At 68.3% G+C, this 17,056-nt stretch carries 17 protein-coding genes and 1 pseudogene; 8 read left to right on the top strand and 10 right to left on the bottom strand.

The annotated features are described in order from the left end of the window. Positions 1 to 97 precede the first annotated feature (97 nt). Positions 98 to 283: a hypothetical protein gene (locus IMZ29_RS18190; protein ID WP_216186730.1), complete on the top strand. Its 186-nt coding sequence runs from the start codon at positions 98 to 100 to the stop codon at positions 281 to 283. A 28-nt stretch (positions 284 to 311) separates the two neighbouring features. Here the strand turns inward: IMZ29_RS18190 and IMZ29_RS18185 are convergent, their stop codons facing one another. From IMZ29_RS18185 to IMZ29_RS18165, 5 genes are all read right to left on the bottom strand, one after another. Next, positions 312 to 1,097, bottom strand: a complete 786-nt coding sequence (locus IMZ29_RS18185) for a hypothetical protein (RefSeq protein ID WP_216186729.1) — start codon at positions 1,095 to 1,097, stop codon at positions 312 to 314. Between the two features lie 52 nt (positions 1,098 to 1,149). After that, entirely contained in the window at positions 1,150 to 1,935 is a 786-nt protein-coding gene (locus tag IMZ29_RS18180; protein ID WP_216186727.1) for an alpha/beta hydrolase family protein, read from the bottom strand. Further along, positions 1,932 to 3,077 carry a DUF3182 family protein gene (locus IMZ29_RS18175; protein WP_216186725.1) on the bottom strand — a complete coding sequence of 382 codons (1,146 nt, stop codon included), beginning with the start codon at positions 3,075 to 3,077 and terminating at the stop codon, positions 1,932 to 1,934. Before IMZ29_RS18175 ends, IMZ29_RS18180 begins: the two co-directional genes overlap by 4 nt. 61 nt (positions 3,078 to 3,138) lie before the next feature. Then, positions 3,139 to 4,242, bottom strand: coding sequence for a catalase family protein (locus tag IMZ29_RS18170; RefSeq protein ID WP_216186723.1), 1,104 nt, complete (start codon positions 4,240 to 4,242; stop codon positions 3,139 to 3,141). A 157-nt stretch (positions 4,243 to 4,399) separates the two neighbouring features. Continuing rightward, entirely contained in the window at positions 4,400 to 4,993 is a 594-nt protein-coding gene (locus IMZ29_RS18165) for a PRC-barrel domain-containing protein (RefSeq protein ID WP_216186721.1), read from the bottom strand. Positions 4,994 to 5,425: 432 nt separating this feature from the next. Here IMZ29_RS18165 and IMZ29_RS18160 point away from each other — a divergent pair, with 432 nt between their 5' ends. Beyond that, the gene (locus IMZ29_RS18160) at positions 5,426 to 6,958 is read left to right on the top strand and encodes an MFS transporter (RefSeq protein WP_371820345.1); all 1,533 of its coding nucleotides are present in this window, start codon (positions 5,426 to 5,428) and stop codon (positions 6,956 to 6,958) included. Positions 6,959 to 6,983: 25 nt separating this feature from the next. Here IMZ29_RS18160 and IMZ29_RS18155 read toward each other — a convergent pair whose 3' ends face one another. After that, positions 6,984 to 7,373: a hypothetical protein gene (locus IMZ29_RS18155; protein WP_216186717.1), complete on the bottom strand. Its 390-nt coding sequence runs from the start codon at positions 7,371 to 7,373 to the stop codon at positions 6,984 to 6,986. A 24-nt stretch (positions 7,374 to 7,397) separates the two neighbouring features. Between IMZ29_RS18155 and IMZ29_RS18150 the strand changes: the two genes are divergently transcribed. The 6 genes from IMZ29_RS18150 (at position 7,398) to IMZ29_RS18125 (ending at position 14,347) form a co-directional block, all read left to right on the top strand. Further along, positions 7,398 to 8,057: an ATPase gene (locus IMZ29_RS18150; protein WP_256445197.1), complete on the top strand. Its 660-nt coding sequence runs from the start codon at positions 7,398 to 7,400 to the stop codon at positions 8,055 to 8,057. Between the two features lie 327 nt (positions 8,058 to 8,384). After that, entirely contained in the window at positions 8,385 to 8,981 is a 597-nt protein-coding gene (locus IMZ29_RS18145) for a hypothetical protein (protein ID WP_216186713.1), read from the top strand. A gap of 14 nt (positions 8,982 to 8,995) precedes the next feature. Next, positions 8,996 to 9,421, top strand: coding sequence for a DUF2946 family protein (locus IMZ29_RS18140; protein WP_216186711.1), 426 nt, complete (start codon positions 8,996 to 8,998; stop codon positions 9,419 to 9,421). A gap of 68 nt (positions 9,422 to 9,489) precedes the next feature. Next, positions 9,490 to 11,661, top strand: coding sequence for a TonB-dependent receptor (locus IMZ29_RS18135; RefSeq protein WP_216186709.1), 2,172 nt, complete (start codon positions 9,490 to 9,492; stop codon positions 11,659 to 11,661). Between the two features lie 15 nt (positions 11,662 to 11,676). Further along, a complete protein-coding gene (locus IMZ29_RS18130; RefSeq protein ID WP_216186707.1) occupies positions 11,677 to 13,158 on the top strand; it encodes a PepSY domain-containing protein in 1,482 nt (493 codons plus the stop codon). A 64-nt stretch (positions 13,159 to 13,222) separates the two neighbouring features. Then, entirely contained in the window at positions 13,223 to 14,347 is a 1,125-nt protein-coding gene (locus IMZ29_RS18125) for an FUSC family protein (protein WP_216186705.1), read from the top strand. A gap of 74 nt (positions 14,348 to 14,421) precedes the next feature. Here the strand turns inward: IMZ29_RS18125 and rfbC are convergent, their stop codons facing one another. From rfbC to IMZ29_RS18100, 4 genes and pseudogenes are all read right to left on the bottom strand, one after another. Then, positions 14,422 to 14,958 (bottom strand): dTDP-4-dehydrorhamnose 3,5-epimerase, encoded by a 537-nt coding sequence (rfbC, locus tag IMZ29_RS18120; protein WP_216186703.1) that lies wholly within the window; start codon positions 14,956 to 14,958, stop codon positions 14,422 to 14,424. After that, a complete protein-coding gene (gene rsuA, locus IMZ29_RS18115) occupies positions 14,958 to 15,674 on the bottom strand; it encodes a 16S rRNA pseudouridine(516) synthase RsuA (RefSeq protein ID WP_216186701.1) in 717 nt (238 codons plus the stop codon). Before rsuA ends, rfbC begins: the two co-directional genes overlap by 1 nt. Before the next feature lie 66 nt (positions 15,675 to 15,740). After that, a pseudogene (locus tag IMZ29_RS22920) lies at positions 15,741 to 16,510 on the bottom strand (SDR family NAD(P)-dependent oxidoreductase). Positions 16,511 to 16,520: 10 nt separating this feature from the next. Then, the coding region (locus IMZ29_RS18100) for an NAD(P)-dependent oxidoreductase (RefSeq protein WP_216186695.1) at positions 16,521 to 17,056 on the bottom strand (536 nt) is incomplete at its 5' end.

Genomic DNA, 17,056 nt, shown 5'->3' with positions numbered 1-17,056 from the left:
ACGAGGCGAAGGCGATTCTACGCCGGGCGAGTCCTGGGGGTGCAGGCATGCACGTTGCGCCGCCAGGCTGGCTAGCCTACTTCACAAGGAGCCAGCCATGAGCACGAAGACGCAGCCGCAGGAAGGCACGAGTCGCCAGGACGACGATACGACGCGCGAGGAACAGCAAAGTCACGGCAGTACGCAGAACCGCAGCAAGAAGGATGGGCACGCCGATCAGCTCGGCACGGGCCAGGACCAGACGAGCCAGCGGCAACGCGGCGCGGGTCAGCGCCGAGGCTGAGCAACACCCGCGAACGCGTTCTGACGCATCAGGAAGCCGGCGCCGGTGCAGGCGGCGTCGGCTGCCGCGTGAGAATACTTGCCACGCCCTGATCCCCCCCGCCAGTCAGCAGGGCCGTCCCGAGGAAGGCATCGGCTCCCGTCTGCCACCGCAGGCCGATCCCCGTGACGATCTGGCCCGGCAGCAGGCAGGCATTCGTGTTGTCGAAGCTCACGCTGACGACGTAATATCCCCGCCCGTCGCGGTGCCGTGCGTTGCCACGGAACGTGCAGGCGGCCGTGCCGCCCCGGGGCGTTGTCGAGCCAGCGAAGGCGCCTGTGCTCGTGACCGTGAGGGTCACCGGATTGCCGTCCCGATCCGTGCCGGCCCAGTTACCCGCCAGGGCCGCGTCGCTTGCCTGGGTCTCGAAGCTCGCGTCGTAGTCTGCCTGGAACGGGACGATGCGCCCCGTGTCGTACGTTTGTCCGCGCAACGTCGCGCGATTGGCCACCACCGCCGACAGTTCGCCGTTGCCCACCGTGTTGCCGGGGGCGAAGTCGCGGATCGGCACGATCATGCGCTGGTCCTGCAGGGTAAGGCGAGGCGCATGCACGAAGCCAACTTGGGTGCTGCCCACCGGCTGATAGATGCCCCATACCACGTGCTCGTCCGTGACGAGGAGCCGCAGATCGGAGCCGGCCCCGGTCGAGCCATTCCACAGGCCTTGCGGCCGCGGTGCGGGTGGCGGATCCGGCAGGACGTCCACGTCACCGCCACCGCAAGCGGTCAGAGCAGCCAGAAGCGAAGCGCAGAGAAGGGGACGCGCAGCGAACATGGTGAGATTCCCGGGGGCAAGTCGACGGCGCATTCTACCGTCCCACGCCGCCCTAGCTGCGGCTCGCGTCGCGCTCGAAGAGTTCGCGCATCGCACTCTGGTTCACGCGCACGCCCACGATCATCTCGGTGATCCAGTTCACGAGGATATCGGCATACAGCTGCTGCATGGCCGGGGTGCTGAGCGCGTGATCTGCGCCATCCATGATGCGATGGGTCATGGAGTGCGAATTCAGAAAGGCCGTGCGGTAGCTCATGATGGTGGTGTGCGGCACGAAGTCATCGTGTTCGGATTCGACGATGAGCACGTCGCCATGGAAGGCCGCGCAGGCCGCGAGCGCGCGGTTCTCGTCCGGGTTCAGACGCATGCGGCGATACGCGTTCAGATCGGCCCGGCCCAGCTGGCGCTTGGGCGTATGCCAATCCTCGTCGCGGTAGAGCGCAGGCACGTGCAGGCCGAGCCAGCGCACGGGGCGCAGCGTGGTGAGAATGGCGGCCAGATAGCCGCCGTAGCTGCTGCCCACCACCGCAATCGCGTTGGGGTCAGTGCCGGGATGGGCCACGAGCTGGTCGTAGGCAGCGAGCAGATCCTGCAGGCTGTGTTCGCGCGTGATGGCCTGCTGCTGCTCGACCGTGCGCTCGTGGCCGCGCAGATCGAACGTGAGGCAGACGCAGCCGAGTGCCGCGATGCCCTTTGCCCGGGCCACGTCGTTGCGCTGACTGCCTCCCCAGCCGTGGACGAAGAGGATGCCCGGTACGCGGGCGCTGGGTTCGAGAAAGGTGCCGGCGATGACTTCGTCGTCGACGGCGATGCGGACAGATTCGCTGCGGGTCGTCATGGGCGTGCGTCGGAAAGGGGGCTGTCCCCGGGGCCGGAGGGATCGAGGCAGGCGTACTTGAGGATGGGGCCCACCTCGTCGTCGTCGCCGTGATAGTGGACACTGGCACCCTCAGGAGGCCGTGCGTCGGTGCCGTAGACCTCGACCGTGGCGGCGCGCACGCTGCGCACGTCCGGATGCTGGGCCAGCGTCTGCAAAGCCAGGGCCTCCGCGCCGCTCGCCCCGCCGATCCGCCAGGACTGCTCGAGCACGCCGCTGCGGCGCCGGCCTGCGGCGTCCTGGCCGACCACCGTGTCGTAGTTGCGCCGCGAGGCGAGAAGACCAGGATAGGCGGCGTCCGCCGCGGCGTCGTACCGTTGGGCCTGGGCAATGGCTTCTCGGGCATGGACTGGCAGCATCAGGCGGCACAGTTCGGCAAATCCGCCTCGCGCCACGGTGAGCGTGGAGCCGCCATAGACTTCCTCGCCACGGTTGTCGCGCGTGAGGCGCTGCGTGCCGTAGTAGCTCGCGATCTGACCGCCAACGCGCACCTGGCCGACGCTATAGGTAGCCACCGCCTCGAGGTTCTCTTCCAGCACGACCCCAAACACGGCGAGCTCGGCGGCATCGAGCTGCGCGAGGGCGGCGTCGAGTCCCTGCGCGTTCTCGATCCGCACCTGACCGCGGCCGGCCGTGGCACGGACAGGTTTGAGGCGCACCGGACCCAGTGCCAGCAGACGCTGTCCAGCCTGTCGAGCATCCGCCAGGCTGAAGGCCGTGAATCCGCGCAGAACGCTCTCCTGTACCGCTTCGGCAAAAGCGGGATTCCATCCCTCCGGCGCCTGGGCCTCGGCATGCAGGAGGGGATGCGTGATGGCTTTGGTCGCGACAAAGGGATGGGGCACGAGCCCGCCGAAGAAGTCCGATTCGCTGCGCACGCCCAGTGCGTGCGCCTGTTCTGCACCGACGAGAGTGTCGCTCGGCACGAGGTAACGAGGGGCGGCGTAGATGGCCCCAGGCGTGAAATCACCGGCCCACGCGAGGCCGAGCAAGGCGCCCAGACGCTGGGCCACGCTCGCATGCGTGGCCCGTTCGTGGGCAGACTCTCGGGGCCGCAGGGAATGCAGGACGGTACTGCCGATGGACACGGGCGGCGTCATCATGGCGGGCCTCAGGCGTGAACGGGCGAGCGAAAGGCCTCAGCGAGATTCGGTCCCAGGCCGCTCATTCCGACAGAGGCACCTGATCGCGCGGCTCGTGCATCGGACAGCCGTTGCGTTGGCCACGGAAGGCCGAGGACATCGCGTAGGCAGGCTTGCGCGTGCGCATGATGCCGCCCAGGGGGCGATGCTCGGCCACGCCATGCCACGGGCTGAACGCCAGGCCTTCGTCCAGTGCCTTGGCACGGGCCGGCGTCCAGCTCGGCTGGGACGGCACCGTGATGCGCGCCACTGCCACGTACGGACTCACGTCCTCGGGCCAGACCACGGAGGCATCCTCGATGGGCATGCGTTCGATGTCGGTCGCAAGCTGCACGCGCACTTCCCATACCCCGCCGTGGCGGGCCATGTGCGCATCGACCTCTTCACGCAACGCATCGGGCCGTCCGGCCAGGTCGATCTTCTGGTCGGTCAGTGCCACCAACGCCGGATCCACGGGGGCGATGCTGAGCTTGGCGTAGTAAGGGCCGTGACGCATCGGCACGGCGGAGTAGAAGGTCTCGCCGAGGATGTGCGTGGGCGGATGGCCGCCGAGGTTCTTCAGGGTGGCGCTTTCGCCGCCCACCGCTTCCACGGCAGATTCGACGCCACGCAGGACGGCCGACAGCACCGCCTTGGCGCGCGGCGCCTTATCCGTGGTGCCCGCCAGGAGCTTGAGGTTGCCCAGGAACTTCTTCGGTGTCGGTGCCGCGAAGGCTGGCGCGTTGACGAGCACGAAATCCTGCGTGGTGTCGCCCTCGCTGCCGGGCAGACGCTCACCCGCGACGCCGAGAATCTTGATCGCCAGCCCGCGTGGGGTGGACACCGTATCCGGCAGCAGATCGCCGGGGTTGGTGGAAAAGCGCAGGATGACCGGATGCGGACCGGGCTGGGCAAAGATTCCTTGGGCCAAAGCCTCGGGCAGCCCGGGCAAGGGTTCGAGTTCGCCTGTCACCACGCCATGGCTCTTGGCATGCACGGCGCGCAGGCCACGCCCTTCGTCAGAGGCCGTGGTCTCGAGGATGCGGCGCAGGGCAGCGATCAATTCTTCGGTGGTCTTGCCCTCGTCCTCTGGGATCTGTTCGAACTCGGGACGAAAGGCCAGGGGCTGGATGGATAGGGTGGGCATGGCGGGCTCCGTGAGGTGCCACCGTTGAGCAATCGCCATGCCGTCATGCAAAAAAGGCCGGACATTGTCCGGCCTTTCCGATGATGCAGACGGCGCCCCCCAGGCTACGCCGATCTGCTCATAGCTCGCGAGCGTCAGGACGCTCGCGATCTGCGTTTCAGGCCGCGTCGGGCAGTTCGCCTTCCCAGACGGCCACTTCGGCTTGTGTGTCGTTGTCGACCGACGAGTAGGCTTCATCGTCGCCCGTGCGCACGTCGCCCAGGTTGCCGATGTCGTCTTCGGTCACACCAGCCACGACGAGGCGGTCATCCTGAATCCAGAAGCGGTCCAGCGGCAGGGCGGCGCGGTCTTCACCGATGCCGAAGAACCCGCCTTGACCGATCACGATGAAGTGCGAATCGCTGGCGTCAGCGACAACGTCGCTCACCGAGCCGATCTCTTCACCTTGGGTGTTGTAGACGTCCATGCCGTTCAGGTCGCTCACGGCCACCTGGCGCTTTTGCGCGGCATCACGGTCCGGGGCATCGCTGCCAACGCCCAGACGGGTCGTGGCTTGCTGGCGCTCTTCGGCGCTCCACTCACCGGCTTGATTAGCAGCCTGATTGGCGGCGGGCGTGCCCGCGGCATTGGTGGTGGCGGCCGGTGCGGCTTGGCCGGCGGGGGCATTCATGGCCGGGTCTGCGGTCTGCGCGAGGGCCACCGGAGCGGCGAAAGCGGCGGAGAGCACGAAGGCGAGGGCGGTACGTTGCATAGGGCAGATCTCCTGTCAGCAGTGCGGGAACCTGAAGTGGCATCCGTCGGGGAGAGCTTCCGCAAAGGGTGTTCCACGTTCGCCGTGATCTCCGGTGAATGTGTTCGCATCTTCCGTCATTCGCAGCCATTGCAAGCGAAATGAAAGGTTCATGCAACGGGATGTTGTAACCGCCTTGAAGCGTGTGGGGGTTTTGCGCAGCGTTTGCTCCACGGTGGCGTACCGAGAGGTAAGAGACGCTACGAATGTTGTCGGGGGGCGTTTCGTGTTCCGCAGGTGACGCAACGGGCCGGCTGGCGGGAACACCCGATGGCAGGAATTGCAGGCCTGGCGAGAATGAGGCGCTCTCGACCCGGGACGCCCCGCTGTCACGGACCGGTCGGCACTTGGCCCTACAATCGCCCTCCCGCGGGCACTGCCCGAATGCGCTGTCTGGAGTCTGTCATGTCTGAAACCCCGATCCCTCGAGCAACACGTCGTGAGTGGTGGGGTCTGGCTGTCCTCGTGTTGCCCACGATCCTGTTGGCACTGGACATGACCGTCCTGCATCTGGCCGTACCGCTGCTGGCGGCCGATCTCAAACCCACCAGCGCGCAGCTGCTGTGGATCCTCGACATCTACGGGTTCATGATTGCCGGGTTCCTGGTCACCATGGGGACGCTGGGCGACCGCATCGGTCGTCGGCGTCTGCTGTTGACCGGGGCCGTGGCATTCGGCCTTGCCTCGATCCTTGCCGCGTATGCCCACAGCGCAACGGCCCTGATCGTCGCGCGTGCGTTGCTCGGCGTGGCAGGGGCCACGTTGATGCCATCCACGTTATCGCTCATCCGCAACATGTTCCGGCGCGATGACGAACGTACGCTCGCCATCACGGTGTGGATGACGGGCTTCATCGTGGGCAGTGCCATCGGGCCGCTGGTGGGTGGGGCCATTCTGGCCGTGTTCTCGTGGGGCGCCGTGTTCTTGCTGGGCGTGCCGGTCATGGTGCTGCTGCTGATCGCAGGCCCGATCGTGCTGCCCGAGTTCCGCGATACGCAGGCGGGCCGGCTAGACGTGCGCAGCGCCTTGCTGTCCGTGGCGGTGATGTTGAGCGGGATCTACGCCCTGAAGGATGCGGCCCGCCATGGAGGATCGCTCGCCGCGTTGGTGGCGCTTGTGGCCGCGTTGCTGCTGGGCTGGGTGTTCGTGCGTCGTCAACGCCGCCTGGCCGATCCGATGCTCGATCTCGATCTGTTCGCCAACCGCGCCTTCACGGCGTCCGTCTGCGCCGTGCTGCTGACGCTGGTCGCCCTGTCGGGCACCTGGCTCATGATCTATCAGTATCTGCAGGGCGTGATCGGGCTCACCCCCTTGCGCGCCGGCGTCGTCATGCTGCCGGCGGCGTTGGTTCAGGTGGCCGGGGCGGCAGTCGTGCCGGTGCTGGCCCGCCGCCTGCGCCCGGCGGTGTTGGTCTCCCGCGGTCTCTTCGTGGCGGTGGCCGGTTTCGGCATCATGGCGATTGCGGGCGAGATCTCACCCTGGCCTGCGGTGCTGGGCAGTGTGGTGATGGGCGTGGGCGTGATGCCGATGATGATCATGGGCACCGACCTCGTCGTGGGCAGTGCGCCGCCCGAACGCGCCGGCGCCGCGGCGGCTATTTCCGAAACGGCCGCCGAGCTCGGCATGGCGCTGGGGATCGCGCTTCTCGGCAGCCTGGGGGCGGCTGTGTATCGCTGGCAGATGGGCGATGTCCTGGCGTCATTGCCGCCGGCTGCCGCAGCGCAGGCTGCAGAAACGCTCAGTGGAGCCCTCGCGCTGGCTTCCACGCTGGGCACGGGTGGCGATACGGTGTTGGCTTCTGCCCGGCACGCGTTCACCGTGGCCCTGCACGCCAACGCAGCGGTGGGTGCTGCCATTGCCCTTGCCACCGCCCTCGGCGCGCGTGTGCTGCTGCGTCATCTGCCCGTGGGCGGTGGCGGGCACTGACGCCGCCCGCGGTCTGGGTTGAGCTTCAGCGCTTGGGGGCGGCGTCTGCGCCAGCGCCCTGGGTCGCACCCGGGGGAGGCGTGGGCGTCTTCTGGGCGCCTTCGGCCATGGCTTCGGCCTCGCGCGGGGTGATGCCGGTACTGCCGCCACTGGGCGACTCCCGCGTGCTGCCGAGGGCGCCCTGGGCGCGCTCGCCTGCGCCGCCGGTGCTGCCTGCGCTACCGCCCATCCCCTTGCCAGCCGGCGCGGCGGCAGGATTCACGCCTTCCGTGGTGCCGCCGGGATTGGCCTGACGCGATTCGCCCGGGCCGGGGGTGGCAGCACTACCGTCCGGCGCCTCACCGGCCGTGGCGGCGGCACCGAGCGTCATCAGGGCGGCGGCAAGCAGCGCGCGCCAAGGTGTGGTCGTCTTCATGGGCGTTCCATCGTCTGGTGGCAGATGGCTCCATGCGCGCAAGGGGCATGCCCATGGGTGGCGTGTGCTAGGCTCGATCTTCCTCTGACCCACCCACGCTGTCGCATGCCGACCTGCTGGATCATCGCCGGCCCGAACGGGGCAGGAAAAACGACGTTTGCGTTGGATTTCCTGCCTGAGGTGGCAAAGTGCCATCAATACCTGAACGCCGATCTCATCGCCGCGGGTCTGTCTCCACTCGCTCCCGCACGCGCTCAGCACAGCGCCAGCCGGGTGTTTCTGCATGCGCTCGCGAGGTGCGTTGCTGGGCGCGAGGATTTCGCCTTTGAAACCACGCTCGCCGGACGTGGCTATCTGCGCCTGGTCCAGCGCCTTCGTGAAGCGGGCTGGCGTGTGGAGATGGTGTATCTCGCGCTGCCGAGCCGCGAGATGTCGCGGTTGCGAGTGGCCGAGCGCGTGGCCCATGGTGGGCACGATGTTCCACAGCACGACATCGAGCGCCGGTTCAGCCGAAGTCTGGTCAATCTTCTCGAGCATTTCAGTTATGCTGTGACCCAGTGCCATTGCATTTTCAATGGTGGCGAACACCCCGAGCCGGTGTTCGAGCAGCAGGGCGAGAACCGGCACATCCTGCAGCCGGCCTTCTACCAACTCCTGCTCGCGGCATCGCAGAGCCCGACATGACCTCTCCCGTCGTTCCGTCCTCAGCCACTGGTCAGGCAATTCTTACCTCACTCGAGCGGGCCATCGCTGGCGCACTGGAGAGAAAGCGTCATCTTGGCCAGTATTCGGTGGTCTGGAGCGCGGGCATCACCCGCATTGAGGGGACGGACGCTCCCGCTCTGGGTGGCGCTTTGCCTGCTGCGACTGCTCAACTGCACAGTCTGCCATCGCGCTGAGACTGAGCTGTTCGGGGCGGTCGTACCGATGGCGCCGCGCCCCTACCGTGCCGCAGCGACTTGATCGGCGTGCGTTGACTGGCTCCTGACACTCGGAAAGAGGCGTGCGGCTATGGCTCCTGGGGACAATGGCGTGTGGCGCGCGTGGCGCATCGACACGCTGATCGCACGCGGACGTCATGTGGACGTCCAATGTCGTGCTGACACCGGTGCGAGCATGCCCGCGCCCCTCATCGCCCAGTTCTCGCGTCCGTCGGCCAGTGCCGCCACGCCGTCCATCTGGACCGAGCCCTTGCTCATCCTGCTGTTGGGTACGGTCCTGGGCGGGCTGCTGCTGGGGTTCACGACCGGTTCCATGGGCCTATCCCGGAACACGCAGACGCTTCGGATGCTGGCGGCCTGTCTGGCCAGCGGTCTGGTCGGCGCACTGACGGGATTGCTGGTGGCCCAAGGGCTGACGCTGGGCTTGCGGCTGGCCAAGTGGCTGCCCCTGATCGGCGGCGCAGCCTGCGCGGCACAGGCCGCCGCCGTCGGCCTGGGCGTGGCCGAGATCAGCGTCGTCCCACCGGCCCTCGGGTTGATGGGCGCCATCGCCGCCTGGCGCCTGGTCAACAGCACGCCGTTCAGCGGCTTCGTCACCTATCGGTTGCTGTTGCGCCAGGCGCGACGCCTGCGCGCACGCGCGGGGGCCGCGGGCTCGAGCCGCTGATAGAATCCTCGCCCATGTCGTTCTCCCGTCCCTCGCCGCGTCTGCGGGTGTCATCCTGGCACCTGTGGGCCTGCCTCACCTTGCTGGCACTGGTTGCCCGGGCTTTCGTGCCCACGGGCTACATGCCGGCATTCGAGGCCATGCGCGCGGGCAAGCTGGAGATCACCTTCTGTACGGCGGGCGGGGGCATGCAGACGCTCTCGCTGGCCGTGCTCGACAGCCACGCGGACCACGCGGCCGCGGGCGAAGATGCCGCCATGGCGGAGTGCCCATTCGGCATCCTCGCGGCCCAGGCCATCTTGCCGGATGTCGCTCCCGCGGTGTCGCTGCCACTGGCCAGCCGTGTCGTCCTGGCGTTCGCCGCGCCGACGTCTCGTCCTCCGTTGCCAGCGCACGGCCCGCCGCTGGGCCCGCGCGCTCCACCTTCCCACCTCGGCTGATGATCATCGCCCGGTGCCGCGCCTGAGCGCGCACCGGATTCCTCCGATATCGCTCCCGGGGTTTTTTCATGCCTTGCCGTTTCCTCCTGCCCGCCGGCCTCGTGGCCGCGCAGGCCTGCGTGCCGCTGGCGCACGCCCAGACTGCTGTCGTCCCCACCCTCGAGCCCGTTGAAGTCACGGCCGCGCCCGAGCCTGTCGAACCCAATGGCCGCCTGCCGCTGGACGCGGTCACCGCCGGCGCGAGTCGGCTGGGCCTCACGCCCCGTGAGACGCCCGCCACCGTCACCGTGGTCGAGCGTGAGGTGATCGAGGCGCGCGGCGCCCAGGACACGCAGGAAGCCCTGCGCGCCATTCCCGGCGTGACGGCCCACGATGCACCGGGCAACGTCGGCGTCACCTATCGGGGCTTCTCCGGCACTTCCATCAGCCAAGCTTTCAATGGCATCGACGTGAAGTACGGCATTGCCGCGCGCCCTGTGGACAGCTGGATCGTCGAGCGCGTGGAGGCCGTGGGGGGGCCGTCGAGCTTTCTCTTCGGTGCGGGGGGCGTGGGCGGCTCGATCAACGTCATCAGCAAGCTGGCCGAGCCCGGGGATCGTGAGGAGGCGCAGCTCCGCCTCGGCACCCATGGCCTGGTCGAGACGTCGGCCGGGTTCAACCGGCGCGTGGCGGGCGATGGCACGGGCTCAGGCGATCACTACCTGCGCCTGGATGTGAACCACCGCAAGGGTGGGCGCTGGACGGATGGCACGGATGCCCGCGCCACCCAGCTTGCGGCGTCATGGCGCGCGGACCTGACACCACGGCTGCGACATACGCTGGCCTACGAGTACCAGCATGAGCGCGTGGACCGCCCCTACTGGGGCACGCCGGTCAACCAGCCCGCGGACGGCACCTTGCGCGTCGATCGCGGCTTGCGCTTCAAGAACTACAACAGCGCCGACGGCGTCTACGGCCAGCGCGTGCAGTGGCTGCGCTCCGTCACGCGCTGGCAGGCGAGCGATGCGCTCACGTTGACGAACACCGCCTATGGCTATCGCGCCGTGCGCGATTACCGCAACGTCGAGACCTACCGGCTCTCGGCCGACAACGCAGCCGTCATCCGCAGCGCGGCGCTCTTGCAGCGCCACTGGCAGCGCGTTGTGGGCAACCGGCTGGAAGGGGTGTACGACGGCTCGCTGGCAGGCCATCGCAGCACCTGGGCGTTCGGGGTGGATGTGAGCCGCAACCTGCAGACGCGCTATCCCAACAGCCTGTCCGGCACGGTTAGCACGGTCGATCCCTTCGACTTCGCGGTGGAAGATTTCTTTAACATCCCGGGCATGACGCCGGGCTTTCGGGCGGACCGCACCAATGCCATCACGACCACGGCAGTTTATCTGGAGAACCGAACCGCGCTGGTACCGAACGTGCATCTCGTGACGGCGCTGCGCCACGAGCGCATCCGGCTCGACGCCACCAACCATCGGGAGATCTCGGCGGCAAGCCCGAGCCATCTTGCACGCACCTACCGGCCCACGACCGGGCGTGTCGGCCTGATCTGGGACGTGACACCGACAGCCAACGTGTACGCACAGATCGCCACCGCGGCCGATCCTCCCGGCGGCGTGCTGTCCACGGCCACGTTCGCGAACATCCGCGACAACACTGAGCTCTCCACGGGGCGCCAGGTGGAAGTCGGCAGCAAGCTCGACTTCTGGGACGGCAAGGGCACGGCCACCGTGGCGGCGTACCATATCACCCGCCGCAACATCGCCACGCAGGATCCGGTGAACTCGGCCCTGACCGTGCTCGTGGGCGAGCAATCGGCCAAGGGCGTCGAGCTGAGCGTGGGCGTCAAACCGGCGGCGCGCTGGAGCGTGCAGGGCAACGTGGCCTACGTGGACGCGCAATACGAGACCTTCCAGCAGGGCGGCGTGTCCGTCGCGGGCAACCGGCCCACCAACACGCCCGCCGTGGTGGCCAATCTGTGGGCAGCCTATGACATCACGCCGCAGTGGCAGGCGAGCGCCGGCGTGCGACACGTGGGCTCGGTGTATGCAGATGCGGCCAACACCCTGCGCTGGCCGAGTTACACGCTGCTCGACGTGGGCCTGCGCTGGCAGGTGAACCGCGACGTGTCGCTCACGGCCCGGGTGCGCAACGTCACGGACACGGTGTATGCAGCGAACGCGAGTACCGGTCAGGTCTATCTGGGCGCGCCCCGCACGGCGGATCTCGCCCTGCGCGTGGCGTTCTGACGGGAGGCCCGACGCGTGTCCGTGAAGCGATGGCTGTTTCTCACGCATCGGTGGCTGGGCATCGGCCTGTGCGTCCTATTCGCGATGTGGTTCGTCTCCGGCGTGGTGATGATGTACGTGGGCTATCCCAAGCTCACGGAGACGCAACGCCTGCAGCACCTGCCTGTGTTGTCGGCGCAGGCCGCGCCGGACTGGCTCGCGCCGCGCGACGCGCTCGATGCGGCGGGCCTGGCGGGCACGCTCGCGTCCTTGCGCCTGGCCGCAGCCAGTGGTGGCGTGCCGGTGTATGTGGCGAATCACGCCCAGGGCACCTGGGTGATCGATGCTGTCACCGGTGCACGGCTGGAGACCGTGGATCGCGCGCAGGCGCTGGCGAGTGCGCAGGCCTTCGCCGGCGAGGGGGTGGCACTCGCCTACCGTGACACGGTGGACGAGGACGCCTTCACGCATTCGCGTGCGCTCGACGCCCACCGGCCGTTGCACCGGATCCACGCCGATGACGGCGCAGATACCCGCCTGTACATCTCCAGCCTGACGGGTGAAGTGGTGCGCCAGGCCACGCGCACCGAGCGAGGCTGGAACTATCTCGGCGCCTGGATCCACTGGCTGTACCCCTTCCGCGGCAACCTTTTCGATGCCTATTGGACCGACATTGTGAACGGGCTGTCGATCCTCGGGATCGCGCTCACCCTGACGGGCACGTACGTCGGCATCCAGCGCTGGCGCTTTGCCCGGCCCTACCGTAGCGGCTCGCGCTCGCCTTACCTCGGGCGCATGATGCGCTGGCACCACATCACCGGCCTGCTCTTTGCCGGCATCACACTCACCTGGATCTTCAGTGGACTCATGTCCATGAATCCCTGGCGCATCTTCAGCTCGGGCGCGCCGGCGTTGCAGGTGGAACGCATGCAGGGAGGCCCGTTGCTCATCGGTGGCGACGAAGCCAGCCCGGCCACGCTGCTGGCCGCGGCCAGGGGCGACGTACGGGAGCTGCGCTGGCGGCGTGCCGTGGGCGAGGACGTCGTCGAAGCCCAGCGTGCGACGGGAGCGCCGACGTTGTTGGCCATGCGCGATGCCACGCCGGTGGCGCTGGATGACGCGACGGTCCGGCAGGCCGCGGCGCGCTTGATTCCGGATGTGCCGGTACGCATCGATGTGCTGACGCAGGAGGATTTCTACTATTACAGCCGCGATGCGCACACCATGACCGGGGGACGGGAGCGCCCCTTGCCGGTGTGGCGGGCCGTCTTCGATGACGCGCATGCCACCTGGGTGCATATCGATCCGGACACGGCCCAGGTCATCGGCAAGCTCGATCGCAGCAATCGGGCGAGCCGCTGGCTGTTCTCCCTGCTGCATAGCTGGGATTGGCTGCCGTTGCTGAGTCGGCGTCCGGCCTGGGACGTCGTGTTGATCCTGCTCAGCCTGGGCGGGCTCGTGCTCAGCAGTACCGGTATCGTGATTGGCTGGCGCCGCCTGCGCCGCCGCTGGCACTAGCCAGGTCCGGTGTTTGCATCCGGTGCGTGCATCTTCATGGCACGCGCAGGATGCAGGACCAATCGTGGCTCTTTCTTCATGGTTTCAGGGTGATTGGCGCGGCCGGTGGCAGGCCGTGCGCCAGTGGGTATGGCGCGACAGCTATCGGCTGTCGCTGCAGACTGTGGTCGCCGTGGTGCTCGCCTATGTCCTGACGGTGGCCCTCCGTCTTCCCGACCTGAGCTGGGCGGCGTTCTCCGCCCTGTTCGTCGTCCGGGGCACCCTCGATGGCACGCTATGGGAAGCCGCCAGTCGGGTCACGGGTGCCGTCGCGGGTGCATTGCTTGGCGTTGCGCTGCTCGCCGGGCTCGGCACGATGTGGCCACAGGTGGCCATCATGGCGCTGGGCGTCGGGCTCATGAGCCTTCTGGTGATCCGCTGGCCGAGCCTCAGCTATGGCCTCGTCACCGTGGCCATCCTCACGGTGGCACCCGAACCGGATGCGCTGGGTGGCGCGTGGGACAAGGTGCTGGCGATCATCACGGGATCCGTCTCTGGCGTGCTGGCGTCGGTGATCGTGCTGCCCAGCTCGGCGCGGCGGCGTGCCCGGCACAAGCTGGCGGAATCGGTCGAGCAGCTCGGTACGGTCTTGAAGGATTGCGCCGCCACCTTCACCAATTGCGAGGCGAGCCCGCGCCTGGATTCACGGAGCACCGTGGATCCGGCCTCGGAGGCTGCGCGCGATCTGCTCATGCAGGCGTCGTCGAGCCCGTTGCGCGGCCTGCGGCGTGCGCGATTGGGCGAAGACATCCTGCGTCGCGTCGATGAGCTGTGGCGGGCCGTGCCGGTGCTGGACCGCGCGACGAACACGCCCCTGACGGCCAATGCCTGCCAGCGCCTGGCGCCGTTGTTCGATGATCTGGCGCACGCCTACTGCGAGGATACCCGGCGGCTGGCGCAGGCGATCCGCGCCAAGGCGATGGACAAGCCCCAGCCGCTGGACAGCGTCGCGCACTTCGCGGCATTGGGCGACGCGCTGCAGGATGCGCTCACGCAGGGCGATCTCGAGCGTCGCGACCATGATGCGACCCTGGTCGCGCATTGGGCATGGCGAGTGATCATCGAGCAGACGCAGGCGCTGGTGCGCGAGCTGGGTGGTGAGGACGCCGTGGGCGGTGATGCGGCGCAGGACACGGCGGCCAGCCGCTGACGTGAGAGGCGACGGACGACTGCACGTGCCCCTGGCGTGACGCCCCGTTTCAGCAAGCCTCATCCGCGACGGACTCAGTCGCGCAGGGCCTGCGCCAGGTCCAGGCCCGCTGCGTCCTCGGCCGATTGCAGCGGCTGCCCGTCGAAAGGCCAGTCGATGGCGAGCGTGGGATCGTCCCAGCGAATGCAGCGCACATCCAGAGGCGCCTCGGCCGCGGTCATCTGCTCGACGACCTCGGCGAATTCCGATAACACGACGTGGCCGTGCGCGAAGCCCGGCGGGATCCAGAGCTGTCGGCGGTTGTTGACCGACAAGGTCACCCCGACCCAGTGGCCGCAGGTGGCGGATGGCCGACGCAGATCGACGGCCACGGCCCAGATTTCGCCTGCCGTCGCGCGCATCAGACAGCCCTGGCCGCCCACCGCATGCAGGCCACGCAGCACGCCCTGGGGCGCGCGGGCATGCGTGTCCTGCACGAAGCCCGCCTCCGAGCCTGTGGCCTGGGCAAAGCGCCGTGCATTGAAGCTCTCGAAGAAGAAGCCGCGCGCGTCGCCGAAGAACTGCGGTTCGATGATGATGACGTCGGGCAACGCCGTCGGCGTGGCACGCATCAGGCCGTCTCCCCAGGCTCCATGCCGCCCAGCGATTGCACTTCGGCATCCGTGAGGTAGCGCGACTCGCCCGGAGCGAGATCCGGATCCAGCACGACGCTGCCGATGCGTTCGCGGTGCAGCGTCACGACGCGGTTGCCGAGCGCGCCGAACATGCGCTTGATCTGGTGATACTTGCCTTCCTGCACCGTCACGCGCGCCGTGGTGGGGTCGACCACCTCCAGATGGGCGGGCAGCACGGCTTCGTCCTCGTGCTTGAGCAGCATGCCATCGGCAAAGCGCTGCACTGCGTCGTCGGGCAACGGCTCGGCCAGCGTCGCCAGGTAGACCTTGTCCGTCTGGTGGCGCGGCGAGATGACGCGGTGCGTCCACTGGCCGTCGTCCGTGATCAGCAGCAGGCCGGTTGTGTCCACGTCCAGCCGGCCCACCGTGTGCAGGCGCTCGCGCTTTTCCACGTCCAGCAGATCCATGACGGACGGATGCTGGCTGGTCTTGTTGGTGCACTCGTAGCCGGCGGGCTTGTTGAGCATCAGGTGACGCAGCCCGATGATGGCGAGCGGCTCACCCTCCCAGGCGACGGCATCGGTGTCCTGCACCACGTAGGTCGCGCGTTTGACGACCTCGCCATTGACCGTGATCTCGCCGCGCGCGAGCGCGGAGCGGGCCATGGAGCGGGTGAAGTCGGTGCTTTCGCAGAGGAATTTGTCGAGGCGCATGCGGGGCAGGGCGGGGGGTACGAAGACGCAGATGGTAGCGCATCGTCCCGCCGTCCCCGGCGCGCCTCAGCCGTCGCCGTTCAAATGCAGCCCCGCATCCAGCGAGATCACCGTGCCAGTGATGAGCGAGGCGCCGGCGGCGAGCCAATAGATGTCGGCTGCGACATCGGACGGCTTGCCCACCTTGCGCAGCGGTGCGCGCGAGACCTGATGCGCGGCGCGCTGATCGAAAAGCACGGGATCCAGGCGCTGCACGAAGCCGTCGGCGATCAAGGCCGGACACACGGCGTTCACGCGTACGTGCGGCGCCAGCACGCGAGCCAGCGACATCGTCAACGTATTGGTCGCGCCCTTGGATGCGGCATAGGCCATCGACGATCCCGTGCCATACATGGCGCCGTAGGACGACACGATCACGATGGCGCCGTCGCCAGAGGCCGTCAGCAGCGGGGCGCACGCGCGGGCGATCTGGAAGGGGCCGGCCGTGTTCACGGCGTGGTGGTGAGGAAATCCTCCAGCGTGAGCGCATCCAGGTTGGTGTGCGGTACGAGGCGCGTCGTGCCGGCACTGCTCACCAGCGCGTCGATGCGGCCGAAGGCCGTCTGTGCCTCGGCGGCGATGCGCCTGCAGTCGGCGTCCTGGCTGACGTCGCCTTGCACCGCCATGCCGCGGCCCAGCGCCGCCAGCTCGTGCGCGGTGTCGCGTTCGCTCTCGAGGAAGTAATTGACGACGACGCGCCAGCCTTGCTGGGCGAAGTGGCGCACGCACGCGGCGCCGATGCCGGAGGCGCCGCCGGTGACGACGACGACTTTGTCCGTGGGCGTGGGGGATGTCATGCGAGGGGTCTCATGCTTCGAAGAGTCGGATCACCTGGGACAGATCGCCCTGCGGATCGATGACGGTGCCTGCGCGCGCCTGGGCGAAGAGGGCGGCCACCTGGCCGAGCAGGGGTGTGTTGGCGCCCGCGGACTGGGCCAGCGCATGGACGAGGTTGACGTCCTTCTCCATGAGTTCGACGGCACCCAGGCGCGGGGTGAACGTGTGCGAGGCCATGCGCGGGCCGAAGAGCTGCAGGGGACGGGAATCCGCGAAGCCGCCTGCCAGTGCGGGTGCCAGCCGGGCGGCATCGACCCCGGCGCGGCGTGCGAGCGCGGTGGCCTCCGCAATCGCCATCACGTTGGCGGCCACGATGAGCTGGTTGCAAAGCTTGGTCATCTGGCCTGCGCCGCTCGGGCCCAGGTGCGTGACGTGGCTCGCCACGCCCTGCAGCAGCGTCTGCGCAGCGGCGACAGCCTCCGGGGTGCCCCCGGCCAGGATCGTCAGCGTGCCGGCGGCAGCGGCGGGCGGCCGCCGCTCGACGGCGCGTCCACCCACTCGCCCAG

It is taken from the genome of Verticiella alkaliphila (genome assembly GCF_018904615.1).
Classification (GTDB): Bacteria; Pseudomonadota; Gammaproteobacteria; order Burkholderiales; family Burkholderiaceae_B; genus Verticiella; species Verticiella alkaliphila.
This window is presented reverse-complemented; position numbering and strand designations above follow the sequence as displayed.

Bases quoted from the DNA above. Each gene is read 5' to 3' on its own strand.
- IMZ29_RS18190 (WP_216186730.1), top strand. From the start codon at position 98: ATGAGCACGAAGACGCAGCCGCAGGAAGGCACGAGTCGCCAGGACGAC.
- IMZ29_RS18185 (WP_216186729.1), bottom strand. From the start codon at position 1,097: ATGTTCGCTGCGCGTCCCCTTCTCTGCGCTTCGCTTCTGGCTGCTCTG.
- IMZ29_RS18180 (WP_216186727.1), bottom strand. From the start codon at position 1,935: ATGACGACCCGCAGCGAATCTGTCCGCATCGCCGTCGACGACGAAGTC.
- IMZ29_RS18175 (WP_216186725.1), bottom strand. From the start codon at position 3,077: ATGATGACGCCGCCCGTGTCCATCGGCAGTACCGTCCTGCATTCCCTG.
- IMZ29_RS18170 (WP_216186723.1), bottom strand. From the start codon at position 4,242: ATGCCCACCCTATCCATCCAGCCCCTGGCCTTTCGTCCCGAGTTCGAA.
- IMZ29_RS18165 (WP_216186721.1), bottom strand. From the start codon at position 4,993: ATGCAACGTACCGCCCTCGCCTTCGTGCTCTCCGCCGCTTTCGCCGCT.
- IMZ29_RS18155 (WP_216186717.1), bottom strand. From the start codon at position 7,373: ATGAAGACGACCACACCTTGGCGCGCGCTGCTTGCCGCCGCCCTGATG.
- IMZ29_RS18150 (WP_256445197.1), top strand. From the start codon at position 7,398: ATGGCTCCATGCGCGCAAGGGGCATGCCCATGGGTGGCGTGTGCTAGG.
- IMZ29_RS18145 (WP_216186713.1), top strand. From the start codon at position 8,385: ATGGCTCCTGGGGACAATGGCGTGTGGCGCGCGTGGCGCATCGACACG.
- IMZ29_RS18140 (WP_216186711.1), top strand. From the start codon at position 8,996: ATGTCGTTCTCCCGTCCCTCGCCGCGTCTGCGGGTGTCATCCTGGCAC.
- IMZ29_RS18135 (WP_216186709.1), top strand. From the start codon at position 9,490: ATGCCTTGCCGTTTCCTCCTGCCCGCCGGCCTCGTGGCCGCGCAGGCC.
- rfbC (WP_216186703.1), bottom strand. From the start codon at position 14,958: ATGCGTGCCACGCCGACGGCGTTGCCCGACGTCATCATCATCGAACCG.
- rsuA (WP_216186701.1), bottom strand. From the start codon at position 15,674: ATGCGCCTCGACAAATTCCTCTGCGAAAGCACCGACTTCACCCGCTCC.